This window comes from Pantoea sp. QMID4 (assembly GCF_030270445.1).
Classification (GTDB): Bacteria; Pseudomonadota; Gammaproteobacteria; order Enterobacterales; family Enterobacteriaceae; genus Pantoea; species Pantoea vagans.
In genome coordinates this window covers 100,470-121,574 of record NZ_BSXL01000002.1, presented here as the reverse complement: position 1 = coordinate 121,574, position 21,105 = coordinate 100,470, and the positions used below count along the sequence as shown (strand labels likewise).

Annotated in this window: 18 protein-coding genes; 9 read left to right on the top strand and 9 right to left on the bottom strand. The window is 56.7% G+C overall.

Annotation, left to right across the window (positions count from 1 at the left end; genetic code table 11):
• The first annotated feature begins 2 nt into the window (after positions 1 to 2).
• From QSK07_RS05385 to QSK07_RS05375, 3 genes are all read left to right on the top strand, one after another.
• Positions 3 to 881, top strand: coding sequence for a sugar phosphate isomerase/epimerase family protein (locus tag QSK07_RS05385; protein ID WP_285721052.1), 879 nt, complete (start codon positions 3 to 5; stop codon positions 879 to 881).
• Between the two features lie 218 nt (positions 882 to 1,099).
• Positions 1,100 to 1,966, top strand: coding sequence for a glutathione-dependent disulfide-bond oxidoreductase (gene yghU, locus QSK07_RS05380; RefSeq protein ID WP_285721051.1), 867 nt, complete (start codon positions 1,100 to 1,102; stop codon positions 1,964 to 1,966).
• Positions 1,967 to 1,977: 11 nt separating this feature from the next.
• A complete protein-coding gene (locus QSK07_RS05375) occupies positions 1,978 to 2,271 on the top strand; it encodes a DUF1330 domain-containing protein (protein WP_285721050.1) in 294 nt (97 codons plus the stop codon).
• A 28-nt stretch (positions 2,272 to 2,299) separates the two neighbouring features.
• Here the strand turns inward: QSK07_RS05375 and QSK07_RS05370 are convergent, their stop codons facing one another.
• Together QSK07_RS05370 and QSK07_RS05365 are read right to left on the bottom strand one after the other, a co-directional pair.
• Positions 2,300 to 3,391: a YncE family protein gene (locus tag QSK07_RS05370; RefSeq protein ID WP_285721049.1), complete on the bottom strand. Its 1,092-nt coding sequence runs from the start codon at positions 3,389 to 3,391 to the stop codon at positions 2,300 to 2,302.
• A 197-nt stretch (positions 3,392 to 3,588) separates the two neighbouring features.
• Positions 3,589 to 4,527, bottom strand: a complete 939-nt coding sequence (locus tag QSK07_RS05365; RefSeq protein ID WP_285721048.1) for a LysR family transcriptional regulator — start codon at positions 4,525 to 4,527, stop codon at positions 3,589 to 3,591.
• A gap of 64 nt (positions 4,528 to 4,591) precedes the next feature.
• On the opposite strand from QSK07_RS05365, the gene QSK07_RS05360 reads away from it, so the two are divergent.
• Positions 4,592 to 5,662: a tartrate dehydrogenase gene (locus tag QSK07_RS05360; protein WP_285721047.1), complete on the top strand. Its 1,071-nt coding sequence runs from the start codon at positions 4,592 to 4,594 to the stop codon at positions 5,660 to 5,662.
• 1 nt (position 5,663) lies between these two features.
• Here QSK07_RS05360 and QSK07_RS05355 read toward each other — a convergent pair whose 3' ends face one another.
• The 4 genes from QSK07_RS05355 to QSK07_RS05340 form a co-directional block, all read right to left on the bottom strand.
• Positions 5,664 to 6,995, bottom strand: coding sequence for a glycoside hydrolase family 28 protein (locus QSK07_RS05355; protein ID WP_285721217.1), 1,332 nt, complete (start codon positions 6,993 to 6,995; stop codon positions 5,664 to 5,666).
• 103 nt (positions 6,996 to 7,098) lie between these two features.
• A complete protein-coding gene (locus tag QSK07_RS05350) occupies positions 7,099 to 7,914 on the bottom strand; it encodes a carbohydrate ABC transporter permease (RefSeq protein ID WP_098051733.1) in 816 nt (271 codons plus the stop codon).
• Positions 7,914 to 8,786 carry a carbohydrate ABC transporter permease gene (locus QSK07_RS05345; protein WP_285721046.1) on the bottom strand — a complete coding sequence of 291 codons (873 nt, stop codon included), beginning with the start codon at positions 8,784 to 8,786 and terminating at the stop codon, positions 7,914 to 7,916. Before QSK07_RS05345 ends, QSK07_RS05350 begins: the two co-directional genes overlap by 1 nt.
• 57 nt (positions 8,787 to 8,843) lie before the next feature.
• A complete protein-coding gene (locus tag QSK07_RS05340) occupies positions 8,844 to 10,175 on the bottom strand; it encodes an extracellular solute-binding protein (protein ID WP_285721045.1) in 1,332 nt (443 codons plus the stop codon).
• A 550-nt stretch (positions 10,176 to 10,725) separates the two neighbouring features.
• Here QSK07_RS05340 and QSK07_RS05335 point away from each other — a divergent pair.
• Both QSK07_RS05335 and QSK07_RS05330 read left to right on the top strand, forming a co-directional pair.
• Positions 10,726 to 11,325: a GNAT family N-acetyltransferase gene (locus tag QSK07_RS05335; protein ID WP_033734965.1), complete on the top strand. Its 600-nt coding sequence runs from the start codon at positions 10,726 to 10,728 to the stop codon at positions 11,323 to 11,325.
• Positions 11,326 to 11,337: 12 nt separating this feature from the next.
• A complete protein-coding gene (locus QSK07_RS05330; RefSeq protein ID WP_285721044.1) occupies positions 11,338 to 12,429 on the top strand; it encodes an ABC transporter ATP-binding protein in 1,092 nt (363 codons plus the stop codon).
• A gap of 57 nt (positions 12,430 to 12,486) precedes the next feature.
• Here the strand turns inward: QSK07_RS05330 and QSK07_RS05325 are convergent, their stop codons facing one another.
• Together QSK07_RS05325 and QSK07_RS05320 are read right to left on the bottom strand one after the other, a co-directional pair.
• Positions 12,487 to 13,605 (bottom strand): ROK family transcriptional regulator, encoded by a 1,119-nt coding sequence (locus QSK07_RS05325; RefSeq protein WP_285721043.1) that lies wholly within the window; start codon positions 13,603 to 13,605, stop codon positions 12,487 to 12,489.
• 40 nt (positions 13,606 to 13,645) lie between these two features.
• A complete protein-coding gene (locus tag QSK07_RS05320) occupies positions 13,646 to 14,530 on the bottom strand; it encodes a glucosamine kinase nucleotide-binding domain-containing protein (RefSeq protein ID WP_285721042.1) in 885 nt (294 codons plus the stop codon).
• A gap of 269 nt (positions 14,531 to 14,799) precedes the next feature.
• On the opposite strand from QSK07_RS05320, the gene QSK07_RS05315 reads away from it, so the two are divergent.
• The gene (locus tag QSK07_RS05315) at positions 14,800 to 15,957 is read left to right on the top strand and encodes a Gfo/Idh/MocA family protein (protein WP_275220264.1); all 1,158 of its coding nucleotides are present in this window, start codon (positions 14,800 to 14,802) and stop codon (positions 15,955 to 15,957) included.
• A gap of 216 nt (positions 15,958 to 16,173) precedes the next feature.
• Here QSK07_RS05315 and QSK07_RS05310 read toward each other — a convergent pair whose 3' ends face one another.
• A complete protein-coding gene (locus tag QSK07_RS05310; protein WP_285721041.1) occupies positions 16,174 to 17,415 on the bottom strand; it encodes an MFS transporter in 1,242 nt (413 codons plus the stop codon).
• 400 nt (positions 17,416 to 17,815) lie between these two features.
• Here QSK07_RS05310 and QSK07_RS05305 point away from each other — a divergent pair, with 400 nt between their 5' ends.
• Together QSK07_RS05305 and QSK07_RS05300 are read left to right on the top strand one after the other, a co-directional pair.
• Positions 17,816 to 18,415 carry a hypothetical protein gene (locus tag QSK07_RS05305; protein WP_098051742.1) on the top strand — a complete coding sequence of 200 codons (600 nt, stop codon included), beginning with the start codon at positions 17,816 to 17,818 and terminating at the stop codon, positions 18,413 to 18,415.
• A 276-nt stretch (positions 18,416 to 18,691) separates the two neighbouring features.
• A complete protein-coding gene (locus QSK07_RS05300; protein ID WP_275220262.1) occupies positions 18,692 to 21,082 on the top strand; it encodes a glucose/quinate/shikimate family membrane-bound PQQ-dependent dehydrogenase in 2,391 nt (796 codons plus the stop codon).
• Positions 21,083 to 21,105 lie beyond the last annotated feature (23 nt).

Here is a 21,105-nt window from a genome sequence, read left to right as displayed (position 1 = left end):
AGATGAAAATCGCTTTTGATGTGGATGTGATTAAAGACTTAGGCATTACCCGAATGGTTAATCAGGTGGCCGACTGGGGCTACAAATATATCGAGCAGTCGCCGCATCCGCAGATCAACCCGTTTTATAAACATCCCAAAGCCAGCCGTGAGATCATCACCGAGTATAAGAATGCATTGAGCGCCACCGGGCTGGAAATCTCTTCTTTTATCGTGGTCTATCGCTGGTCTGGCCCGGATGAGCTGCGTCGTCAGGCGGCGGTTAAGAACTGGAAGCGGATGATTGAGATTGCGGTTGAGATGGGTGTGCAGGTCATTAACACCGAACTCTCCGGCACGCCTAACGAGCCGGAAATCTGTGAAGAGATGTTCTATCGCTCGATGGAAGAGTTGCTGCCGATTATCGAACGTGAAGGTATCCGCGTCGAAATTCAGGCGCATCCGTGGGATTTCTGTGAAGAGAACAATGAAACCGTGGATATCGTGAAGTCGTTCCGCAGTGATAACGTGAAATATATCTACAGCGCGCCGCACACCTTCTTCTATGACAAAGGCAAAGGCGATGTGAAACCGATGCTGGAGTATGCGGGTGACGATCTGTCGCACATGCTGATCGCCGACACCATGAACCATACGAAGCACTGTCGCTATATCGTTAACCCGCCGGGCGTGGATGCCACTATTCACCAGCATGTTGGCGTTGGCGAAGGTGAAGTCGACTTCGATACCCTGTTTAAAACCCTGCGCGACACCGGCTTTGCTACCCGCACGCATAAAGTTGGCGGTGAACCGATTATCGCGGCGTCACTGTTTGGCTACCCGGAAAAGATGAAGGTGCAGGCGATTGAAACCCGCGAACTGATTGAGCGCGAACTGCTGTAACCCTGCCTGCCGTGCAGTCGTTGCTGGCTGCACGGTTATATCCGCGCAGGATAGACATCGTCCCGTCTGACACACTTTCAAGCACTTTTCACCTGAGCCGCTCTCCGCCTGACATCAGCCTGTTACAGCACGCGCTCGCGCAGCCAGCAGGGTTAAACCGCCTTCGCAGCACCTGCTACACTCCAGACCAATACCACACTACAAGGCGAACTTTCATTATGTCGGAAAATGCATATCAGCCCGCAAAAGTCTGGACCTGGGACCCTGAAGCTAAAGGTAACGGCGCTAAAACGAATCGTCCGTTCGCGGGTCCCACCCATGAGAAAGCATTGCCGGTCGGCAAACACTCTCTGCAGCTCTATTCGCTCGGCACGCCTAACGGCCAGAAAGTCACCATCCTGCTGGAAGAGCTGCTGGCGCTTAACGTCAAAGATGCCGAGTATGATGCGTGGCTGATTCGTATTGGCGACGGCAATCAGTTCTCGAGTGGTTTTGTCGACGTGAACCCGAACTCAAAAATCCCGGCGCTGAGCGACCACTCGGCAACACCGCCGATTCGGGTATTTGAATCAGGCAATATCCTGCTCTATCTGGCGGAAAAATATGGTTACTTCCTGCCGAAAGATATCGCTGGCCGCACTGAAACGCTGAACTGGCTGTTCTGGCTGCAGGGCTCAGCGCCTTACCTTGGTGGTGGTTTTGGCCATTTCTATCACTACGCGCCAGAAAAAATTGAGTACGCCATCAACCGCTTCACGCTGGAAGCGAAGCGTCAGTTTGACGTGCTGGATCGCCAGCTGGCCGATAACCGCTATCTGGCCGGTGATGACTACACTATCGCCGACATCGCCACCTGGCCGTGGTACGGCAACATGGTGCTTAACGATCAGTATGGCGCTGCCGAATTCCTGGATGTGCGGTCCTATAAAAACGTGGTGCGCTGGGCGAAAGAGATCGCACAGCGCCCTGCCGTCATCCGTGGCCGCAAGGTTAACCGCATTATGGGTGACCCGGCCGATCAGCTGCATGAGCGTCATGATGCAGCCGATTTTGACATTAACACTGAAGATAAACGCCAGGCGTAAAGGAGCCCACAATGAGCGCATATGTCATCTTTATTCGCGACAAAATTACTGACCCTGAGGAATTCGCTATTTATGGCGAGAAAGCGGGCAAAGCGCGCGGCGACCATCCCATTACGCCGCTGGCGTTTTATGGACAGCTTGAGACGCTGGAAGGACCGCAAGCGGACGGCGTTGTCGTGCTGGAGTTTCCGACGGCTGAAGCAGCGCACGGCTGGTATGACAGCCCGGAATATCAGGAAGCGAAACAGCATCGCCTGAAAGGTGCAGAATACCGCGTGGTGCTGGTCCAGGGTGTGGATAAGTAACTAAACAGGCGGCAGCAATGCCGCCTTTTTATTGCAGCGTAATACGCGCCACGCCATCCAGCCCCTGGCTGCTGTGATCGTCATTAAAGCCCTGCTTCAATGTCACGAACAGCGTCTGCCCGTCGGGTGAGACCAGCAGGCTGTTCGGGTGACTGTCAAATGACCAGCTGTTTTTCACTTCATAGGTCGTGCCATCCAGTTGCAGCACCTTCTTCGCGTCGCGCTGGCTGATATAAATCTCATTGCGCTTGCCGTTAAACTTAATCCCCATCGAATCACCCGCATTAAGACGCTTAATCACCTTGCCGCTGCGCTCATCAAACACCAGGGTGTTTTTCACCTTAGAATTATCCGTGACAAACAGGCGCCCCGTGGCCGGATCTTCGGCCATATTCAGGAACAGAGCGTCCTGCCCGTCACCGGCTGTCAGACGCTGCTCGATCTTGTGATTACGTGGATTGATCACCAGGATTTCACCGCTGCCGTTCGCCGCGTATATCCGGTCGCTGACCGGTGAGAAGATAATGCCTGTGACCCACTTCCCGGCATTTTTAATCCGGGTTTTCAGGGTCAGCGTTTTGGCATCGACCACCCAGATCACACCCGGATCGCCTGTGCCACCCACATAGAGCAGCCCGTCATGCAGAAAAATTTCACGCGTGCCAACCGGCAATCCTTTCTCGTTTTTGTCGTCAAACATCAGGCGCTTCAGCACCTTTCCGTTCTCCGGATCGATCTTAGAGATACCGCCGTCCAGTGAGTTGGTGGCGTAGAGTGCACTGCCGTCCGGCTCGCTAATTAGCGCAAAGTTTTTCAGATCGAAGTGGCCTGCGCCAGTGCTCTGCAGCGTGGTGGCATCAAGACGATAGATCATCCCGCCGCTGACATCGTTGAAGCCCTGGGCGCTGGCGACATAGAGCGCGTTTTTCGCGGGCAGATAAGCCATCTCATACAAACCTTCGCCCAGCTCGCGCTCAATCAGATTATCGGGGCTGGAGGGCTGCATCACTACGGCGCCGCCATCCACTTTTTTCACCGCGGTCTGGCATGCCGTCAGGCTGAAGGTGATGACCACCGCCAGTGCGAGTGCCGTTTTACGCGAGCTGAACAACGCTTTCATGCTTAACTCCTTCTGCGACCTGCTGCTCCCGGCTGGCCGCAGGACGGTGGCAGGCCCGGAATAAAAAGAATGAGAATCATACGCATCAGCAAAAAAGCTGTAAACGCAGCTGCGGCCTGAAAAGACCGAATCAGTTTAGTCCGGTATATTTATTACCCACAGGCATTCGTCTGTCACGGACTCGCCGCACAATGTCACTATTCAGCCGATTGCAGCGTACTCTGCAAAAACGCCACAAACGCGGTAATGCGCGCCGGCAGCTGACGCTGTGCCTGCCAGACCGCAAAAATATCGCCATCAGGTGCCTGCCAGTCGGGTAAGACAGGCAGCAGCTCGCCTGTTGCCAGGCTGTGCTGCGCGTCCCACCAGGAACGCAGCAGAATGCCATGCCCATCTATTGCCAGCCGCATCGCTACTTCACCGTCGTTGGTAATCAGGCTGCCGCGCACTTTCTGGCTGATGCTCTGTTCGCCGCTGGTCAGCCGCCACAGGGTAAAATCGCTGTCGTGCTGTCGCAGCAGAATACAGTTGTGCTGCGCCAGATCGCGCACCGTAACGGGCAGGCCGTGGCGGGCAGCATAGGCGGGTGAGCAGCAGAGGATGCGTGGATTCGTGCGCAGTTTACGCGCCACCAGCCGCGAGTCCGGCGGTTCGCCGACACGGATATCAATGTCCATGTGCGCATCCAGAAAATTAAGCGGCTGGCTGCTGAGCGACAGCGACAGCGAGAGCTGCGGATGCAGTGCGGCAAAGGCCGAGACGCAGGGCGCAATGTGCCGACGGCCAAAACCAAATGAGGCATTGATGTTAAGTGTGCCGCGCAGCTGAGCCGTTTCACCGCTGACCGCCTCTTCCAGCGCCGCCAGCTGATCCAGCAACGGGCGCGCACCTGCCAGATAACGGCGACCTTCCGGCGTCAGCTCCAGCCGTCGCGTGGTGCGGCGCAGCAGTTGCACGCCAAGGCGCTGTTCCAGCTGGCTCAGACGCTTGCTGACCGCCGCCAGCGACAGGCCCAGTTCGCGCGCCGCCGCAGTCAGACTGTCGAGCGCGGCCAGGCGAACAAAGAAGGCTAAGTCATCGGTGGAGGTGCGGGATTCTCTACTTTGATTCAACAATGGATTGCCTTTAAGGCGCATTATTTCCCCGGAATCGACAGTTATACTGCGTACACAATTCGAACATCAACCGGAAAGGTACCCTGTGTCTGATAAAATTCATTCTATTGCCGTCATCCCTGGCGACGGCATCGGCAAAGAAGTGATGCCGGAAGGCGTCCGCGTAATGAATGCGGCCGCAGAGAAATTTAACATTCCGCTGCGCTGGGAGTGGTTCGATTACGCCAGTGCCGACTACTGGCAGCAGCATGGCAAAATGCTGCCTGATGACTGGTTCCCGCAGCTGAAAGCCTTTGATGCGATCTATTTTGGCGCGGTGGGCTGGCCCGATGTCGTGCCCGACCATGTTTCGCTGTGGGGTTCGCTGCTGCAGTTCCGCCGGGAATTCGACCAATACGTCAATCTGCGTCCGGTGCGGCTGATGCCTGGCGTCAAAGCCCCGCTGGCGAATCGTCAGCCCGGCGATATCGACTTCTATGTGGTACGCGAAAACACCGAGGGTGAATACTCCAGCGTTGGCGGCACCCTGTTCCCCGGCACCAACCGTGAAGTGGTGATTCAGGAGACAGTGATGACGCGCACCGGCGTCGATCGTATCCTGAAGTTTGCGTATCAGCTGGCGCAGAGCCGTCCGAAGAAACACCTGACCTCCGCCACCAAATCCAACGGCATCGCCATTACCATGCCTTACTGGGATAGCCGCGTCGAAGCGATGTCCGGCCAGTTCCCCGAGGTTCGCGTCGACAAATATCACATCGATATTCTCACCGCCAACTTCGTGCTGCACCCGGACTGGTTTGATGTGGTGGTCGCCAGCAACCTGTTTGGCGACATCCTCTCCGACCTCGGCCCGGCCTGTACCGGCACCATCGGCATTGCGCCGTCAGCCAATATTAACCCGGAAGGCCTGTTCCCCAGCCTTTTTGAGCCGGTTCACGGTTCTGCGCCCGACATCGCTGGCAAAGGCGTCGCCAATCCCATCGGTCAGATCTGGTGCGGGGCGATGATGCTGGAGCATCTCGGCTACAAAGCGGCGGGTGATGCAGTGTTAGATGCGATTGAACGCACGCTGGCGGCGGGACAACATCTGACGCGCGATCTCGGCGGCAGCGCCAGCACCGAACAGCTCGGTGCCGCCATCGCCGCCGCGCTGTAAATCAATCCGGCAACTGCACCACGCACTCAGGGTGCCAGCCTGGCGGTAGCGGCTCCGGACGGGTTATCACCAGGCTGTGCAGTTGCAGGTTCTCTACCCCACGCGCGAACAGGCCCGGCAGTCCGCCGGGATAACGCTCGACGCCAAAGGCTTCGCCGGTTTTCGGGTCAAGCTTGTAGGCGTTATCCAGCCCCATGCCGGTTGGCGAGTCCGGATTACAGGGCGGCCGCACATCGTAGTGTCCCTGTGTCATCGGCGACACGCTCTGCCGCATCTGCAGCTGGCTGATCACCACATCGCGTATCCAGCCCGGTTCTGCCGCATGCAGGTTAATCGCCCCTTCTGCTACGCCCGTCAGGTTACTGACCTGCACCTGCTCCACGATGCCGGGCGTGATGGCGGGATCGCGGCGGCGTACCGAAATGTGCAGCGGATCGGCTTTACCCCAGTGACAGGACGGCGCGTGGTGACAGGCAAAGGTCAGATTACTGAACAGCAGACGCCGCATCGCGCCACCATCACGCGACAGAATGCCGATGCCGCGGTTGGAATCAAAAATGGTGCAGCCGGTTACCGTGACATCTTCGACGTCATCCCAGGTTTCGGTGCCGATCTTAAAGGCGCAGCTGTAGCTGCGCAGCAGGCAGTTGGTGATCATAATCTGCCGCGCCGGACGCCGCAGCGCGGCAGGTTTATGGGTGGTTTTAATGCAGATAGCGTCATCGGCGGCGCTGAGGTAGCTGTTGCTGACAAACACGGCTTCGCAGCTGTCGATATCCAGTGCATCGGTATTCGGCATGGTCATGGCGTTGTCGATGGTGAGGTGGTCGATATGTACATGACGACAGCTCACCAGATGCACTGTCCACATCGGTGCCTGCACAAGGGTAAAGGCGGTCAGCGTCACCTGTTCGAAATCCTCAAACACAATAATACGCGGCCGGTCGGCACGCGGCAGACGATAGCCCTGCTCATCCCGCTCAGCGGCAAACCAGGCTTCACCCTCGCCATCGATGCGGCCGGTGCCGCTGATGGTGATATTGCGCTGGCCCAGCGCATAGAGCAGCACGTTGTGGGACTTTTCCGCGCAGCTCAGCGCCTGCACCGCCTGGTAGTCGGCCAGCCGCGGACTGGCGATGAGCACCGCACCCGCTTCAAGGTGCAGCTCAAAATCAGAAGGCAGATTCAGGCAGCCGCTGCGATAACGTCCGGCAGGCAGTGTCAGACGGCCGCCGCCGGCCGCCGCAATCTGATCCATCGCGCGTTGCAACACAGCCGTGTCCGGGGTTTCGCCATCGGCGACAGAGTGAAAATCAGCAAGGGAAAGGTGCATCATGCGTCTCCCGCAGGGTTGAGGAGGAGGAATTGCAGCACGACACGGCGCAGCAAACCTTTATCTGGTCGCCAGTGCGCCGTTTCGTACGGAACTTCACAAATTACTTCACGGCCCCTTCGGTGACGCCGCTGATAAACTTGCGCTGGAAAATCAGGAACACCATGATCAGCGGCATAATCACAATCATCGCGCCTGCCATCAGTACCGGAATATCGATGGTGTTTTTGTTCTGAAAAAACATCATGCCAATCGGCAGCGTGCGCAGCTCATCCTTGTTAACCAGAATCAGCGGGATCAGGAACTCATTCCAGGTCCAGATAAACAGCAGCAGCCCCAGCGTTGACAGGGTCGGCCAGATAGCGGGCACCAGAATGCCCCACAGAATTTTGACGCGTGACGCGCCATCCATCACCGCCGCTTCTGCCAGCTCTTTCGGCACCTGCTGAAACGCGCTGGCGATCATCAGCGTGGTAAAGGGCAGCGACAGGGCGATTTGCGGCAGGATCAACGCCAGGTAGGTGTTGGTCAGCCCCATCCAGCGCAGCTCGTGATAGAGCGGAATGATGAAGGCTTCGCTCGGCAGCACCATCCCCAGCGCCAGCATCGCCCCGATGACTTTTTTGCCGGGGATTTTCAGCCAGGCGAACCCGAACCCGGCCAGAATGCCGAGCAGCACGCTGAACAGCACCACCGGAATGACCACCAGCACGGAGTTCAGGAAGTAAACATTGAAGTGTCCCTGCTGCCAGGCGGTCACGTAATTTTTGAAATTCAGCGAGGCGGGCAGCGTGAAAACACCCTGAAAAAGTTCCATCTGGGTTTTAAACGAGGTCATCAGCGCCATCAGAAACGGCAGAATCGTCATCAGCGCCACGATCCAGATCAGCGCGCGTGAAATTACCGGCGTGCTTCGCATCAGTAACGCTCCTTTAAGGCCAGATGGATCAGATAGTTAATCCCTAAAACAATGATCATGCTGAACACCGCCACCGACGAGGCGTAGCCAAAGTAGTGCAGGTCAAAGCCCTGCTTATACATAAAGATGTTGGTGACCATGGTGGAGGTGCCCGGCCCGCCCTGGGTCATCACATAGACCAGATCAAAGGCTTTCAGGCTGGCGATCACCGTCAGCAGCAGGGCAATCCGCAGCTCAGGCCGCAGGCCAGGCAGCGTGATGCGCATAAATTTCTGGCGACGCGATGAGCCATCCAGGTCGGCGGCTTCCAGCAGAGAAGGATCCATGCGCTGCAGGCCCGCCATAAACAGCACCAGACAGAAGCCGAAGAAGTACCAGGTGGCGACCAGCCCCACGGCGGGCAGCGCCCAGGTAAAATCACCCAGCCAGGAGAGCGCCAGCTGTGGCAGGCCGATCGCGCGTAATATCTGGTCGATCGGGCCAAACGCCGGGTTATAGAGCCAGCGCCACACCACGCCCAGTACCGCCATCGGCATAATGTAGGGCAGGAAAAAGAGAATGCGCAGCACGCTGCGTTCGTTATTGTTACGCGTGTCATACAAGAAGCTGCAGAGCAGCAGGCCGACGCTAATTGGCAACAGGGTATAGAACAGCATCAGAATGGCGTTATTGCCCAGCGCAATCCAGAACACCGGATCGCTGAACATCCGCAGATAGTTGCTGACGCCACTCAACACCGGCATCGAGGTGCCGTCCCATTCGGTAAAACTGATGCCCAGCGAGGCCAGCAGCGGGAACAGCAGAAACACCGCATAGACCAGCACCGCAGGCAGAACATAGAGAAAATTACGCCAGCTGCTTAAATTCAACATAACCCTACTCGTGGTTCAGAACGATGCTCAGGCCCGGCTGTACGCCGGGCCTCCGGCTTAATGCTTCAGGGTTTTCAGGTAGCGCTGATAGTTGTTATCAAAATTCACCACCATCTGATCGGCGGTCTGACGACCCGCCAGCAGCAGCTGGACGTTCTGATTCAGCTCGGCATTCATGGTCGGCGTGGCCCAGTCTACATAGTGGCCTAGACCGTCATAGTCGTTGAGCGTCAGCCAGACCTGATACGCCTCCGCCAGCAGCGGATTATCCGCTGGCATTTTGGCCGCTTTATTGGTGCTGGCCGGCAGAAAGCCCACTTTCAGCCAGCGGTTCGCCATGGCATCCGAGACCATATAGTTGATGAACTTCGCCGCGCCATCCTGCTGATCTTTGCCTTTGGCGGTGCTGGTAATCGAGAATGCCAGATCGGTTCCGCCCACCATCAGCGGCTGCTTCACGCCTTCACCGGCAGGCATCGCAGCAAAGTGAATATCCTTGTTGTCTTTAAACTGGCCAAGATACCAGGTGCCGCTGACCAGGAACGCCGCCTGGCCGTTCTGGAACAGTGTCGCCGCATCGTCGTGACCAATCCCCTGGAAACCCGGGAAGAAATACCCTTTGTCGGTCCAGCTCTTCATCATGGTGGCGGCATTGACCAGCTTGCTGTCTTTGAAGGTGCCACCCACATCGTAAATCAGATTATCCAGCGTCTTGCGGTCGTGGCTCTCAATCTGCGCCTGCCACAGGGTGCTGAGCAGCTGCTGGCCCATATTGCCATCGAGCAGGCCCAGCATCATCGGTGCGGTGCCCTGCTGTTTCAGCTTCGCCATGGCACTGTCCAGCTCGGCCAGCGTTTTTGGCACCGCGATGCCCGCTTTATCCAGCAGCGCTTTGTTGTAATAGAGGCCGACCATTTCGCCCAGACTGGCGACGCCGTAAAGCTTGCCGCTGCCGAACTCGCTGCTGTCTGACCAGCGGTTACGTTTCAGAATCGAGTCCGGGAAGCGCGTCGTCCAGCCGTAGCTGGCGGCATAGCCGTCGAGTGGCAGCAGCAGCTTATCCTTAACCAGCGAACCCATATCGCCGCCGCCCTGATTGACCTGGGCGATCTGCGGGCCATCACCGGCAGTCAGTGCCAGCTTAAGCGGAATGCGGGTATCTTCAAAGGAGTGAACCGAACGGTTAAGCACGATGCCGGGATTCTGCTGTGAGAATTCTTTAATCCCTTCATCCACCGCAGCAGTCTGCTCCGGGTAGTTGTAGATATCCCACTCATTCAGCGTAATGGCGGCGTGAGCGGCATGAGAAACGCTGCCCGCCAGCAGGCCCGCTGCCAGCAGCCGACCCACATTGCGAATTCGGAACGAACGAACGGAGGAAACAGACATTATGCTCACCTTCTTCAGACCAGGATCGGCATCCTTTCATCTCACCGCCTGACATCCTGCAGGCTGCAGCCACACACAAACGCTCTCATTCATACTTACTTTAATAAAAAAATAAAGTCAAACAGCCTGCATCAGGAATTGCAACGTTGTGAGCACGCGCAAATAAACAGCGACATGGCGTGAAATCCAGCACACTGCGCTGCCTTTCACACGATTAACCGTGGCGACACGTCGCCAGTCACTTTTTCAATAGCAGGAGATACCTGTACGATAATCGCAAAATAACGTCCTGATAAAACATATGAAAATCCTATCACGCTCACACTTTTCCCTTCCGGACGGTCTTAAAACGTCGGCCAGCCGCCGCGCTCCGGGCGTGTTGGCGATCACAGTTGTGCATCCTGACGTCGGTAAAGGTTGCTGAACCGCCTGCATTAGTGCGATAAGGTAATTATTCTATCTTGAAAACTAAGTCCACTTTCATTAACGTAACTTTCAACTGCGGATCTGTTCAATCCCTGACCGGTTCCCTCACTCACGAGAATTCACCATGGCGAATCAAGGTGTCATTCGTCCGGCCACGCCGGCGGACTACCCGGCGCTCTACCGCATCTGCCTGGAAACAGCCGATGCAGGCGGCGATGCCCGCGCGCTCTACTCTGATCCCGACTATCCCGGCCAGCGTTTTGCCGTGCCCTATGCACGCTTTGCGCCTGACTTTGCTTTTGTGCTGGAGCGGGACGGTGAGGTGCAGGGTTATGTCGTTGCGGCGCCCGATACCCGCGCGTTCGAAGCCCAGCTTCAGGCCGGATGGTGGCCGCAGCTGCAGGAAAAATATCGCGACCGCAGCGCCAGCGCCCCGCTCGACAGCAAAGTGCTCGACGCAATCCGCCATCCCGATCAGGCCGCTGACACCCTGGTGACACAGTGGCCTGCGCATCTGCATATCAACCTGCTGCCGGCAGCACAGAAAGGCGGCTGGGGTCGCCGGATGATTGAGCATGAGCTGGCGGCGCTGCGGGCGGCGGGTGTCAGCGGTGTCCATCTTGGCGTAAGCCTGCAGAACGAGCAGGTCTGTGCCTTCTATGCGCGCATGGGATTTACCCCCATCCTGCGCAGCAATGCCATCTACATGGGCCAGTTACTCTGAGTGAGGTAGCCGATGACCAGCCTGCGCTTGCAGAATGTGAAGAAGTCGTATGAACACGTGAATGTCATTCATGGCATCGATTTGACGATTAACAGCGGCGAATTTGTGGTGTTTGTCGGGCCATCCGGCTGCGGCAAATCGACGCTATTGCGGATGATTGCGGGGCTGGAGGAAATCAGCAGCGGACAGTTGCTGATTGAGGAGCAGGACATGACGCAGCAGCCCGCGACCGAGCGCGGCATCGCGATGGTGTTTCAGTCTTATGCGCTCTACCCCAACATGACGGTGCGCGGTAATCTGGCCTATCCGCTGGAGGTGATGAAAAAGCCCAAAGCGGAGATCAACGAGGCGATCACTCAGACGGCAGCCCGTCTGCATCTCACCGAACTGCTCGATCGCCTGCCGCGCGCGCTCTCGGGCGGACAACGGCAGCGCGTGGCGATTGGCCGGGCGATTATCCGTCATCCGCGTATCTTCCTGTTCGATGAACCACTCTCTAACCTCGATGCCGAACTGCGTCTGCAGATGCGGATTGAGATCGCCCGGCTGCACGCCTCTCTCGGTAACACGATGATTTATGTGACCCACGATCAGCTGGAGGCGATGACACTGGCTGACCGCATTGTGGTGCTGCGTCAGGGCCGCATTGAGCAGGTCGGCGCGCCGCTGACGCTCTATCACGACCCGGATAATCTGTTTGTCGCTGGCTTTATCGGCTCGCCAAAGATGAATTTCCTGCGGGCGGAGATCAGCGCCACCGGCGAAGGTGAAGTGCAATTGCGGGTGCCGGAACTGAAGATTGAGGGGCTGGTGCTGAAGATTGCCGCCGACTGCCGCGAGGGCCAGACCGTGACGCTGGGCATTCGCCCTGAGCATTTCCAGCCTGCCGCGCTGACGCCGGAGGCACAGCGCTTTCACGGCGAGCTGGCCTATGGCGAGATGCTGGGTCACACCAACTATCTCTACCTGGATACCGGGCGCGAGCAGATGCTGGTGGTGGAAGAGCGTGAGGCGACCACGCGCGATCTGGGCACGCAGGTTGAACTGGGCTTTTCTGCCGCACACTGCCTGCTGTTTGATGAGCAGGGGCTGCGCCTGCGCTAAGGGACGTGCGTAAATAAAAACGGGCGCCGCAGCGCCCGTTTTTATTTGAGTGTTAACTCAGGTGACCGGCTCTTCGTCGGCCTGCGCCGCAAGCAGATCCAGCAGCCGGTTGACGGCAAAACCCGCTGCGCCCAGCGCCCACATCCGGTTCGATTCCGTCAGAAACTGCAGCGGCGTCATGTGCGGCGTCAGTTTGAGCCGGTAAGCCTGGAAGCTCTGGGTGATGTGATCGAGCAGAATGCGTGAGGCCATGTGCGGCTCCATTGCCAGATAAACCACATCCGGGTCGTAGGCCACCGACAGATTCGCCAGCGAAATCCCCAGCTCGCGCCCTGCCTCTTCCAGCACCGCCAGCACCTCAGGCGTGGGCCGCTGATCCAGCGCCTGCAGCGTGAGGCTCTCCACCGGTTCCTGCTCCGCCAGCTGCTGCAGAATAGCGCGCGATGAGGCGACATCCTCCAGCAGACGCAGCGAGCCGTCGCCCACCAGCCCGTTGCCAATCTCCCCTGCCTTGCCATGACGACCGCGGTAGAGCTGACGATTCAGGATGATACCCGCCCCGATCCCTTTGCCGTAGGTGGCGATCACCGCTGACTGGGCATTACCGAGCTGACCAAACACCAGCGCCGCCATCGCCATGGCGTTGGCGTCGTTCTCGATAAACACCGGCAGCGAGAAACGTTCTTCCAGCAGGCGTGCAATCGGGACATTGTCCCAGTCGAGCACTTTGGAGCGGATACAGTAGCCATTTTCAGCATCGACCAGGCCCGACAGCGCCAGGCCAATCGCCCCGACCCGCTTCTCCTCCACGCCGCGCAGGAACTTCGCCAGCGCATCGCCAAGCTGACGTGGTGTCAGCGTGCCTTTTGGCATCTGCTGTTCGCCCAGCAGATTACCGCTGAGATCGGTCATGACGATCAGGTTACGTTCCGCATTGAGCTGAATGCCAATCACGCTGGCGCGATCGGGATTGAGTCCCAGCAGGGTTTTAGGCCGTCCCATCGATACACGACGCAGCCCCAGCTCCTGCACAATCTCCTGTGCCAGCAGCCGATTAGTGGCCTGCGACACGGTCGACATGCTTAGTCCGCTGCGGACTTTCAGGTCTGACTGGCTGATCGGCGCATTTTCAACAATCAACCGCAGAATGCGCGCGGTTACGTTGGGAGCGGTCATAAATTCCTCGGGTTATCTGGCTGAGAAGGCTCAGCCAGTTTCAGATCGGTAATCGGACAGAGGTCAGCTGCTGCGCCAGTATCAGCGCCCCGCTCAGGGCATCGCCCTGTGGCGTCACCAGCCGGGCCTGAATATCTTTGTCCAGCCAGCGCTGTATTGGCGTCGCCAGGCCACCCATCAGCGCCACCCTTCCGCTACTCAGCGCAATCAGACGGCGCACCATCAGGCCGATATCGGCGGCGGTCTGATGCAGCAGATCCTGTGCGTGACAATCACCCGCGTCGGCGGCTGCGAAAATTTGTGGCACCACGCGCGCCCAGTCAGCAGGCGTCGCTGAACGCGTCCAGAGCAGCATCGTTTCCGGACTGTCACCGAACTGTGCCATCAGCTGCCGGGAAAAGGCGGTCGGCGGGATAATCGCCTCATGGGCCAGCAGCGCCAGACGCAGCGCACGGCGGCCCAGTTCCGCGCCCGATCCCTGATCGGACAGGGCAAAGCCCCAGCCGCCAAGCAGCGTAAAGCGTTCGCCATCCCAGGCCGCGCCCTGACTGCCGGTGCCGATGATAAAGACGGCGCCAGGCGCGCCAGCATGCGCGCCCGCACAGGCGATCTCCACATCACTGACCACCTGTAACGCCGCGCAGGCAGGCTGCCAGCTGGCGAGCCGCACCTGCACTGAAGCGACATTGGCACCCGCTAATCCGGCCACCAGCGCAGTCTGCGCCCGCGCCTCCGGCGCTAATCCCGCGAGTGACAATACCCGGTCAATCAGCTGTCCTACGCAGGTCAGCGCCGCGTCATAGTCTGACCAGACGTTGGCAGGTCCGCCGGTGGCTTCCGCCAGCACGCGGCCCTGCAGGTCGGTTAACCGCGCGCGACACTGTGTACCGCCGCCATCAATGCCAAGAAGATAGTGTGGTTGCACGCGCTTCCTTCCCGATTTTGGGTTATAGCCATAATGAGCGAACGATAGGGTAAAAAAACTTAAATCGCAATAACAAATAAATATGGTAAAAACATATCGACAATTTTTGCTTATTTTACATGACGATAAAAAAATATTCCACACAAAACCTGCAACACGTTATTGACATTAGTTTTTCCATCGTAATAAGTTGGTGGTCAGATTATCAACAGCCCTGCCCGGTCACAGGCGGGCTATGCATTATCCGATTTCAGGAGCAGGGGTTTAACATGAAAGTAGGCATTATCGGTCTCGGCTTTCGTCTGTCCCACGTGATCAAAGAGTTCAGCAACGCCGACGACACCTTCTCAGTGGTGGGTTATTACGATCCGGCTCCGGCCGGACTGCCTAATCTGCACAGCTTTGGTATCGCGCCCGGCCAGGCCTTTTCATCCATCGACGCGCTGCTGGAACACGGCGGCATGGATGTGGTGCTGGTTGGCTCTCCCAACTTCCTGCATCTGGAGCATGCAGGTCAGGCGCTGGCGGCGGGCTACACCGTATTTACCGAAAAGCCGGTAGTGATCAATGAAGAACAGACCATGGAGATGGCGAAACTGGTGCGCCAGTATGGCGAGGCACGCATTCTGGTCGGCCTGGTGCTGCGCTACTCCCCGCTCTATCACGATCTGCTGGCGGCACGCGATGCCGGTCAGCTGGGTGAGATCACCTCGATTGAGGCGACGGAACATATCAAACCTTACCACGGCGCATTCTTCCAGCGCGACTGGCGGCGTCTGGAGAAGTATGCCGGCCCTTACATTCTGGAGAAGTGCTGCCACGACATCGACCTCTATCAGGGCCTGTTGCAGGAGCGTCCAATCCGCGTCGCCAGCTTTGGTGGCCGCAAATCCTTTACGCCTGCTCATGCGCCGCAGGGGGCCATCACCGCTGAGTCAGAGATTTATCATGTAAAACCCAGCGGCTGGTCGGGCACCGATGCGGTATTCGATAGCGACGCCGACATTGTCGACTACCAGACTGCCCTGATTGAGTACGAAGGCGGCGCGACACTTGCTTTCCATGCCAACCTCAACGTCCCGGATGAGTTCCGCCGTTTCTGTGTGATGGGCACGGACGGCATGGCGGAAGGCGACTTCGTACGAAATTACTTCCGCGTGCACAACGCGCGCAGCGGTGAGAAAGAGGTCGATACCGCTTATAGCGGCAATGCGTATGATGGCCACTACGGTGCAGATGCGCTGATGGCAGAAGAGATCGTTAAACATATTAAACAGGGAACACCGCTGAAAGTTTCAGTTGTGGACGCGCTGGAAGCGGGCCTCACCGCCATAAAAATCGATGAGGCGCGCAAAACCCGCAGCGTAGTGGACATGCGTGAAAGCTGGCTAACATTTGACGCCAACCTGGGAAAAACCGGGGCCTGATGGTCCCAGCCTGCGGGTCAGACTCCCCCTCTGACTCCGGGTTTTGAATGGCAGTATGACTGGTAACTTTCTGTACTGGCCTTCGGGCCAGTGACATTATTGATGGTGAGCGCCATCATAATAACCTCCCGGACTGCCAATCAGCGTCATTTACCTTTTCTCCAGCTCGAGGCAACTTACGCACTCAAAGCGATGGGAGCATACCTCTAACCAGCCCTAAACCGGATCGCCCTCATTCTCCAGCTTCTGACGCCGCCGCAGATGCGGAAACAGCTTCATCCACAATGCCACTACAATCAGCGTGCCGATGCCGCCAATCGCTGCCGCGGGTGCCGCTCCCATCCAGGCTGCCAGCAATCCCGACTCAAACTCGCCCAGCTGATTCGACGTGTTGATAAAAATTGCGTTAACCGCATTCACCCGTCCGCGCATGGCATCCGGCGTATCCAGCTGCACCAGCGCACCCCGGATCACCATACTCACCATATCAAAGCCGCCCAGCGCACAGAGAGCAATCAGCGACAGCCACAACTGCGTGGACAGCGCGAACACCAGCGTGGCCACGCCAAAGCCCGCTACTGAGCCAAACATAATCATCCCGACATGCTTGTCCAGCTTGTGACGGCTCAGCCAGATGCCCACCAGCAATGCGCCTACCGAGGGCGCACCGCGCAGCATCCCTAACCCCCACGGTCCGGTATGCAGAATATCTTTAGCAAAAATCGGCAGCAGCGCCGTTGCGCCACCGAGCAGTACCGCAAACAGATCGAGCGAAATCACGCCAAGGACATCTTTGCGCTCACGAATGAAGTGAATCCCGGCAAACAGATTCTTCATATTCATCGGCAGACGTGTCTGCACCGGACGCTCATAACGCAGCAGACTCACCAGCGTCAGCGAAATCAGATAAAACAGCCCGGAAACGCCATACACAACATGCGGCCCGGCAACATACAGCAAGCCGCCCATCGTCGGCCCGACAATTACCGCCGCCTGGCCCCCTACCGAGTTCATCGCCATCGCGCGTGCCAGAATCGAGGACGGCACCAGCGACGGCAACATTGAAGACATCGCAGGCCACTCCAGCGCCTTCGCCACCGCAATCATAAACACCAGCCCCCACAGCGCGGTCTTATCGGCGGTATGGAATAAGGTAAGCACCACTAATGCCACCAGTGCAGCAAATTCCACCAGCTGCCCCAGCAGCACAATGCGCCGCCGGTCATATTGATCTGCAAGATGACCTGCAGGTAGCGCCAGCAATACCGATGGCAGAAACTGCATCAGGCCAATCATCCCTAACGCCATTGCGCTGTTGGTCAGCGCATAAATCTGCCAGCTGATCGCTACCGAGAACATCTGAAAACCAAATGATGAGCAGGTACGCGCCAGCCAGAATGCGACAAATGTCCGATGTCGCCACAGCGACTCTTCCGCTGTTGATGCCATAAATCCCATGTCTTATCCCAAATCAGGTGAGGAAGCCCGCATCGTTGCGCGGTGTTATTGGTGTGGTAATTGATAATGTTAAATTAACAGACCGGATGAGACCTGAATGGCTGCGGCTCCAGGCCTGGCTCTCTGCCCAACAAAACGCATACCTGTCCGGCACAGGCACGTCCGACCTCTCCTGACTATTACCAGCCTATTGGTCCCGACTATTGAATATATTCCAGCACATCATCAGACGCCAAAGGAATTATCATCTCTTTGCTAATGGGTTTATTTACTTTCTCAGGCAACAAAAGGATGATTTGGATTAAGCAGATGATCTATATTTATTCACGCGTTTAAAAAAATGCGACTTTTTATATGATTAATTATCAAAAAATCCTTTTTATTGCATTTCATAGAGATAATGAAAAACAGTTTATATAACCCCTATGTTACTGAACCTATCCATCACGTTAAGCGTAATGTCTCTGGCATTTGTTATAGCGTGCCTTATCTTCAGCAAAACCAGGAAAGCAGAAATACACTTAATACAAACAACATTATTTCATTGCACAATCAAATTGCTACTGAAGCAGCATTAATGATTATTCCGATCGATGATATGCGATTACGGGGAATGATTGCTGTACCGGACGCTTATTCACATTTACAGAATGCACGTATCCGGATTGGAATCAATTATTCCAGTCTAGCGGCACACTATGCGCCACTGCTTGAATTAACTGAGAAATTTGATTTCTGGCTTTATGATTTTGCGCCGCCGGGAGCAGACTGGCGACGACTGGAATCCTTTCCTTTTTCAGGAATTGTTTTAAACGAAGCGTTCTTTAATGACAATTATGAAAAATTTACCTTTCCCTTTTTTATGGCGACATTTCGTGAAAAAGGGGCAGAGGTCATCGTGCGAAGTCATACGCCGACTTTAACGGCTGAGCAGTTTGCTGAGATAAATATCAGTGGCTGGCAACAGCAACGCTCGGACGGCGATCTTATTAGCTGCTGATTCACAAATCCTGCCTTCCGGCGTTAAGGGCACACGGCGGTGCGCTTAACGTCCTTTAATCCCTCATAAAATGTCGCATTACTGCATTTGTTAAGCGCTTTAAGCTAAAAAAATCAAATCTCGATCTGATTTTGCTATAACATTTAACACAAAGGGATCGTCTGTCTTAGCGGAAGAGGCACTCAAGAACACCCTTAATCATTTGTACTTGATAACTGGAAGCAACCTATCTGGTTGTTTTCGTGTGTTTTATGGTAACGAAACGAGGTCGATATTATGGGGAAAAACTCCTCATCATTTGGCGTAATTCGTTTTCTGACAGTGCTGTTCGCAGTGCTGACGGGCGCGTTTATGCTGATTGGCGGTGGCTGGTTAGCCGCCATTGGTGGTTCCTGGTATTACGTTTTCGGCGGTGTGGTGATGCTTATCACCGCTTATCTGCTTTCCCGTCGTAAAAGCACCGCGCTGGTTCTCTATGCGCTGCTGCTGATCGCCACCCTGATCTGGGGTGTATGGGAAGTGGGTACGGACTTCTGGGCACTGGCACCGCGCACCGATGTGCTGGTGATCTTTGGTGTCTGGCTGATCCTGCCGTTTGTTTATCGCAGTGTTAACGCGGGCAGTAAAGCCGCGCTGGGTACGATGGCTGTGGCGCTGATTGCCAGTGCTATCGTTCTGGCCTATGCGGTGTTTAACGACCCGCAGGTGATAAACGGTTCAGTGCCAGAAACCGCTGACAACGCCCCGCAGGCTGCGCCGCTGAGCAACATCCCGGATGCTGACTGGCCCGCTTATGCGCGCGATCAGCAGGGCACCCGGTTCTCGCCGCTGAAGCAGATCAATCACCAGAACGTGAAAGAGTTGCAGGTTGCCTGGCAGTTCCAGACGGGCGACATGAAAGGGCCTGACGATCCGGGTGAAATCACCGACGAAGTTACCCCGATTAAAATCCGTGACACGCTTTATCTCTGTTCGCCACACCAGATTCTGTTTGCACTGGATGCGGCCACCGGTAAGCAGAAGTGGAAGTTTGATCCGGGCATGAAGGTTAACCCAACCTTCCAGCATGTGACCTGTCGTGGTGTTTCTTATCACGAAGTGCCGGCAGCCGCCGATGCGGCAAACACGCAGCCTGCGCTTTGCTCACGTCGTATCTATCTGCCTGTCAACGATGGTCGCCTGTTTGCCCTGGACGCAGAGACCGGCGAACGCTGCCCGTCATTTGGCGTCAACGGCGAGCTGGATCTGCAGCACAAACAGCCTGTCACGACGGCGGGTATGTATGAGCCGACCTCGCCACCGATCATCACCAACACCACCATCGTTATGGCGGGTGCGGTTACCGATAACTTCTCAACCCGCGAGCCGTCAGGCGTTATTCGTGGTTTTGATGTGAATACCGGCAAACTGCTGTGGGTGTTTGACCCAGGCGCGAAAGACCCGAATGCCATTCCGGCTGATGAACACACCTTCACCATGAACTCACCGAATTCATGGGCTCCGGCAGTGTACGATCCGAAACTGGATACCGTTTATCTGCCAATGGGCGTGACTACACCGGATATCTGGGGCGGTAACCGCACACCAGAGCAGGAGCGTTATGCGAGCAGCGTGCTGGCCCTGAACGCCACCACCGGTAAGCTGGTCTGGTCTTATCAAACCGTGCATCACGACCTGTGGGATATGGATCTGCCGTCGCAGCCAACGCTGGCTGACATCACCGACAAAGATGGCAACACCGTACCGGTGGTCTACGCGCCAGCGAAAACCGGCAACATCTTTGTCCTGGATCGCCGCACCGGTAAGCCCGTAGTGCCTGCGCCAGAAACGCCAGTGCCACAGGGTGCTGCCAGGGGCGACCACGTTGCTGCCACTCAGCCCTACTCTGAGCTGACCTTCCGTCCGAAGCAGAACCTGACGGACAAGGATATGTGGGGCGCAACGATGTTTGACCAGCTGGTGTGCCGCGTGATCTTCAAGCGCCTGCGCTATGACGGTCCGTTCACCCCGCCTTCTGAGCAGGGTACGCTGGTGTTCCCGGGTAACCTCGGTATGTTCGAATGGGGCGGTATTGCTGTCGATCCACATCGTCAGATTGCGATTGCTAACCCGATGGCGCTGCCATTTGTCTCGAAGCTGGTTCCACGTGGCCCGGGCAACCCGATTGAGCCGCCGAAAGGCGCAGAGGGTGGTTCAGGTACGGAAACCGGTATTCAGCCACAGTATGGCGTGCCGTATGGCGTCGAGCTGAATCCGTTCCTGTCACCGTTTGGTCTGCCATGTAAACAGCCTGCCTGGGGTTACATCTCCGCGGTAGATCTGAAGACCAATGACGTGGTGTGGAAACAGCGTATCGGTACCGTTCGCGATAGCGCACCGGTTCCGCTGCCGTTCAAAATGGGTATGCCGATGCTGGGTGGTCCTATCACCACCGCGGGTAAGGTCTTCTTCATTGGCGCGACCGCCGATAACTACCTGCGTGCGTTCAGCACCGATACCGGTGAGCTATTATGGCAGGCCCGTCTGCCAGCAGGCGGCCAGGCGACCCCAATGACCTATGAAGTAGATGGCAAGCAGTACGTTGTCATCGCAGCAGGTGGGCACGGTTCGTTTGGTACTAAGCTGGGCGATTATGTGATTGCCTACGCTCTGCCAGACCAGAAATAATTCACGACGCTGTGAATAAACTA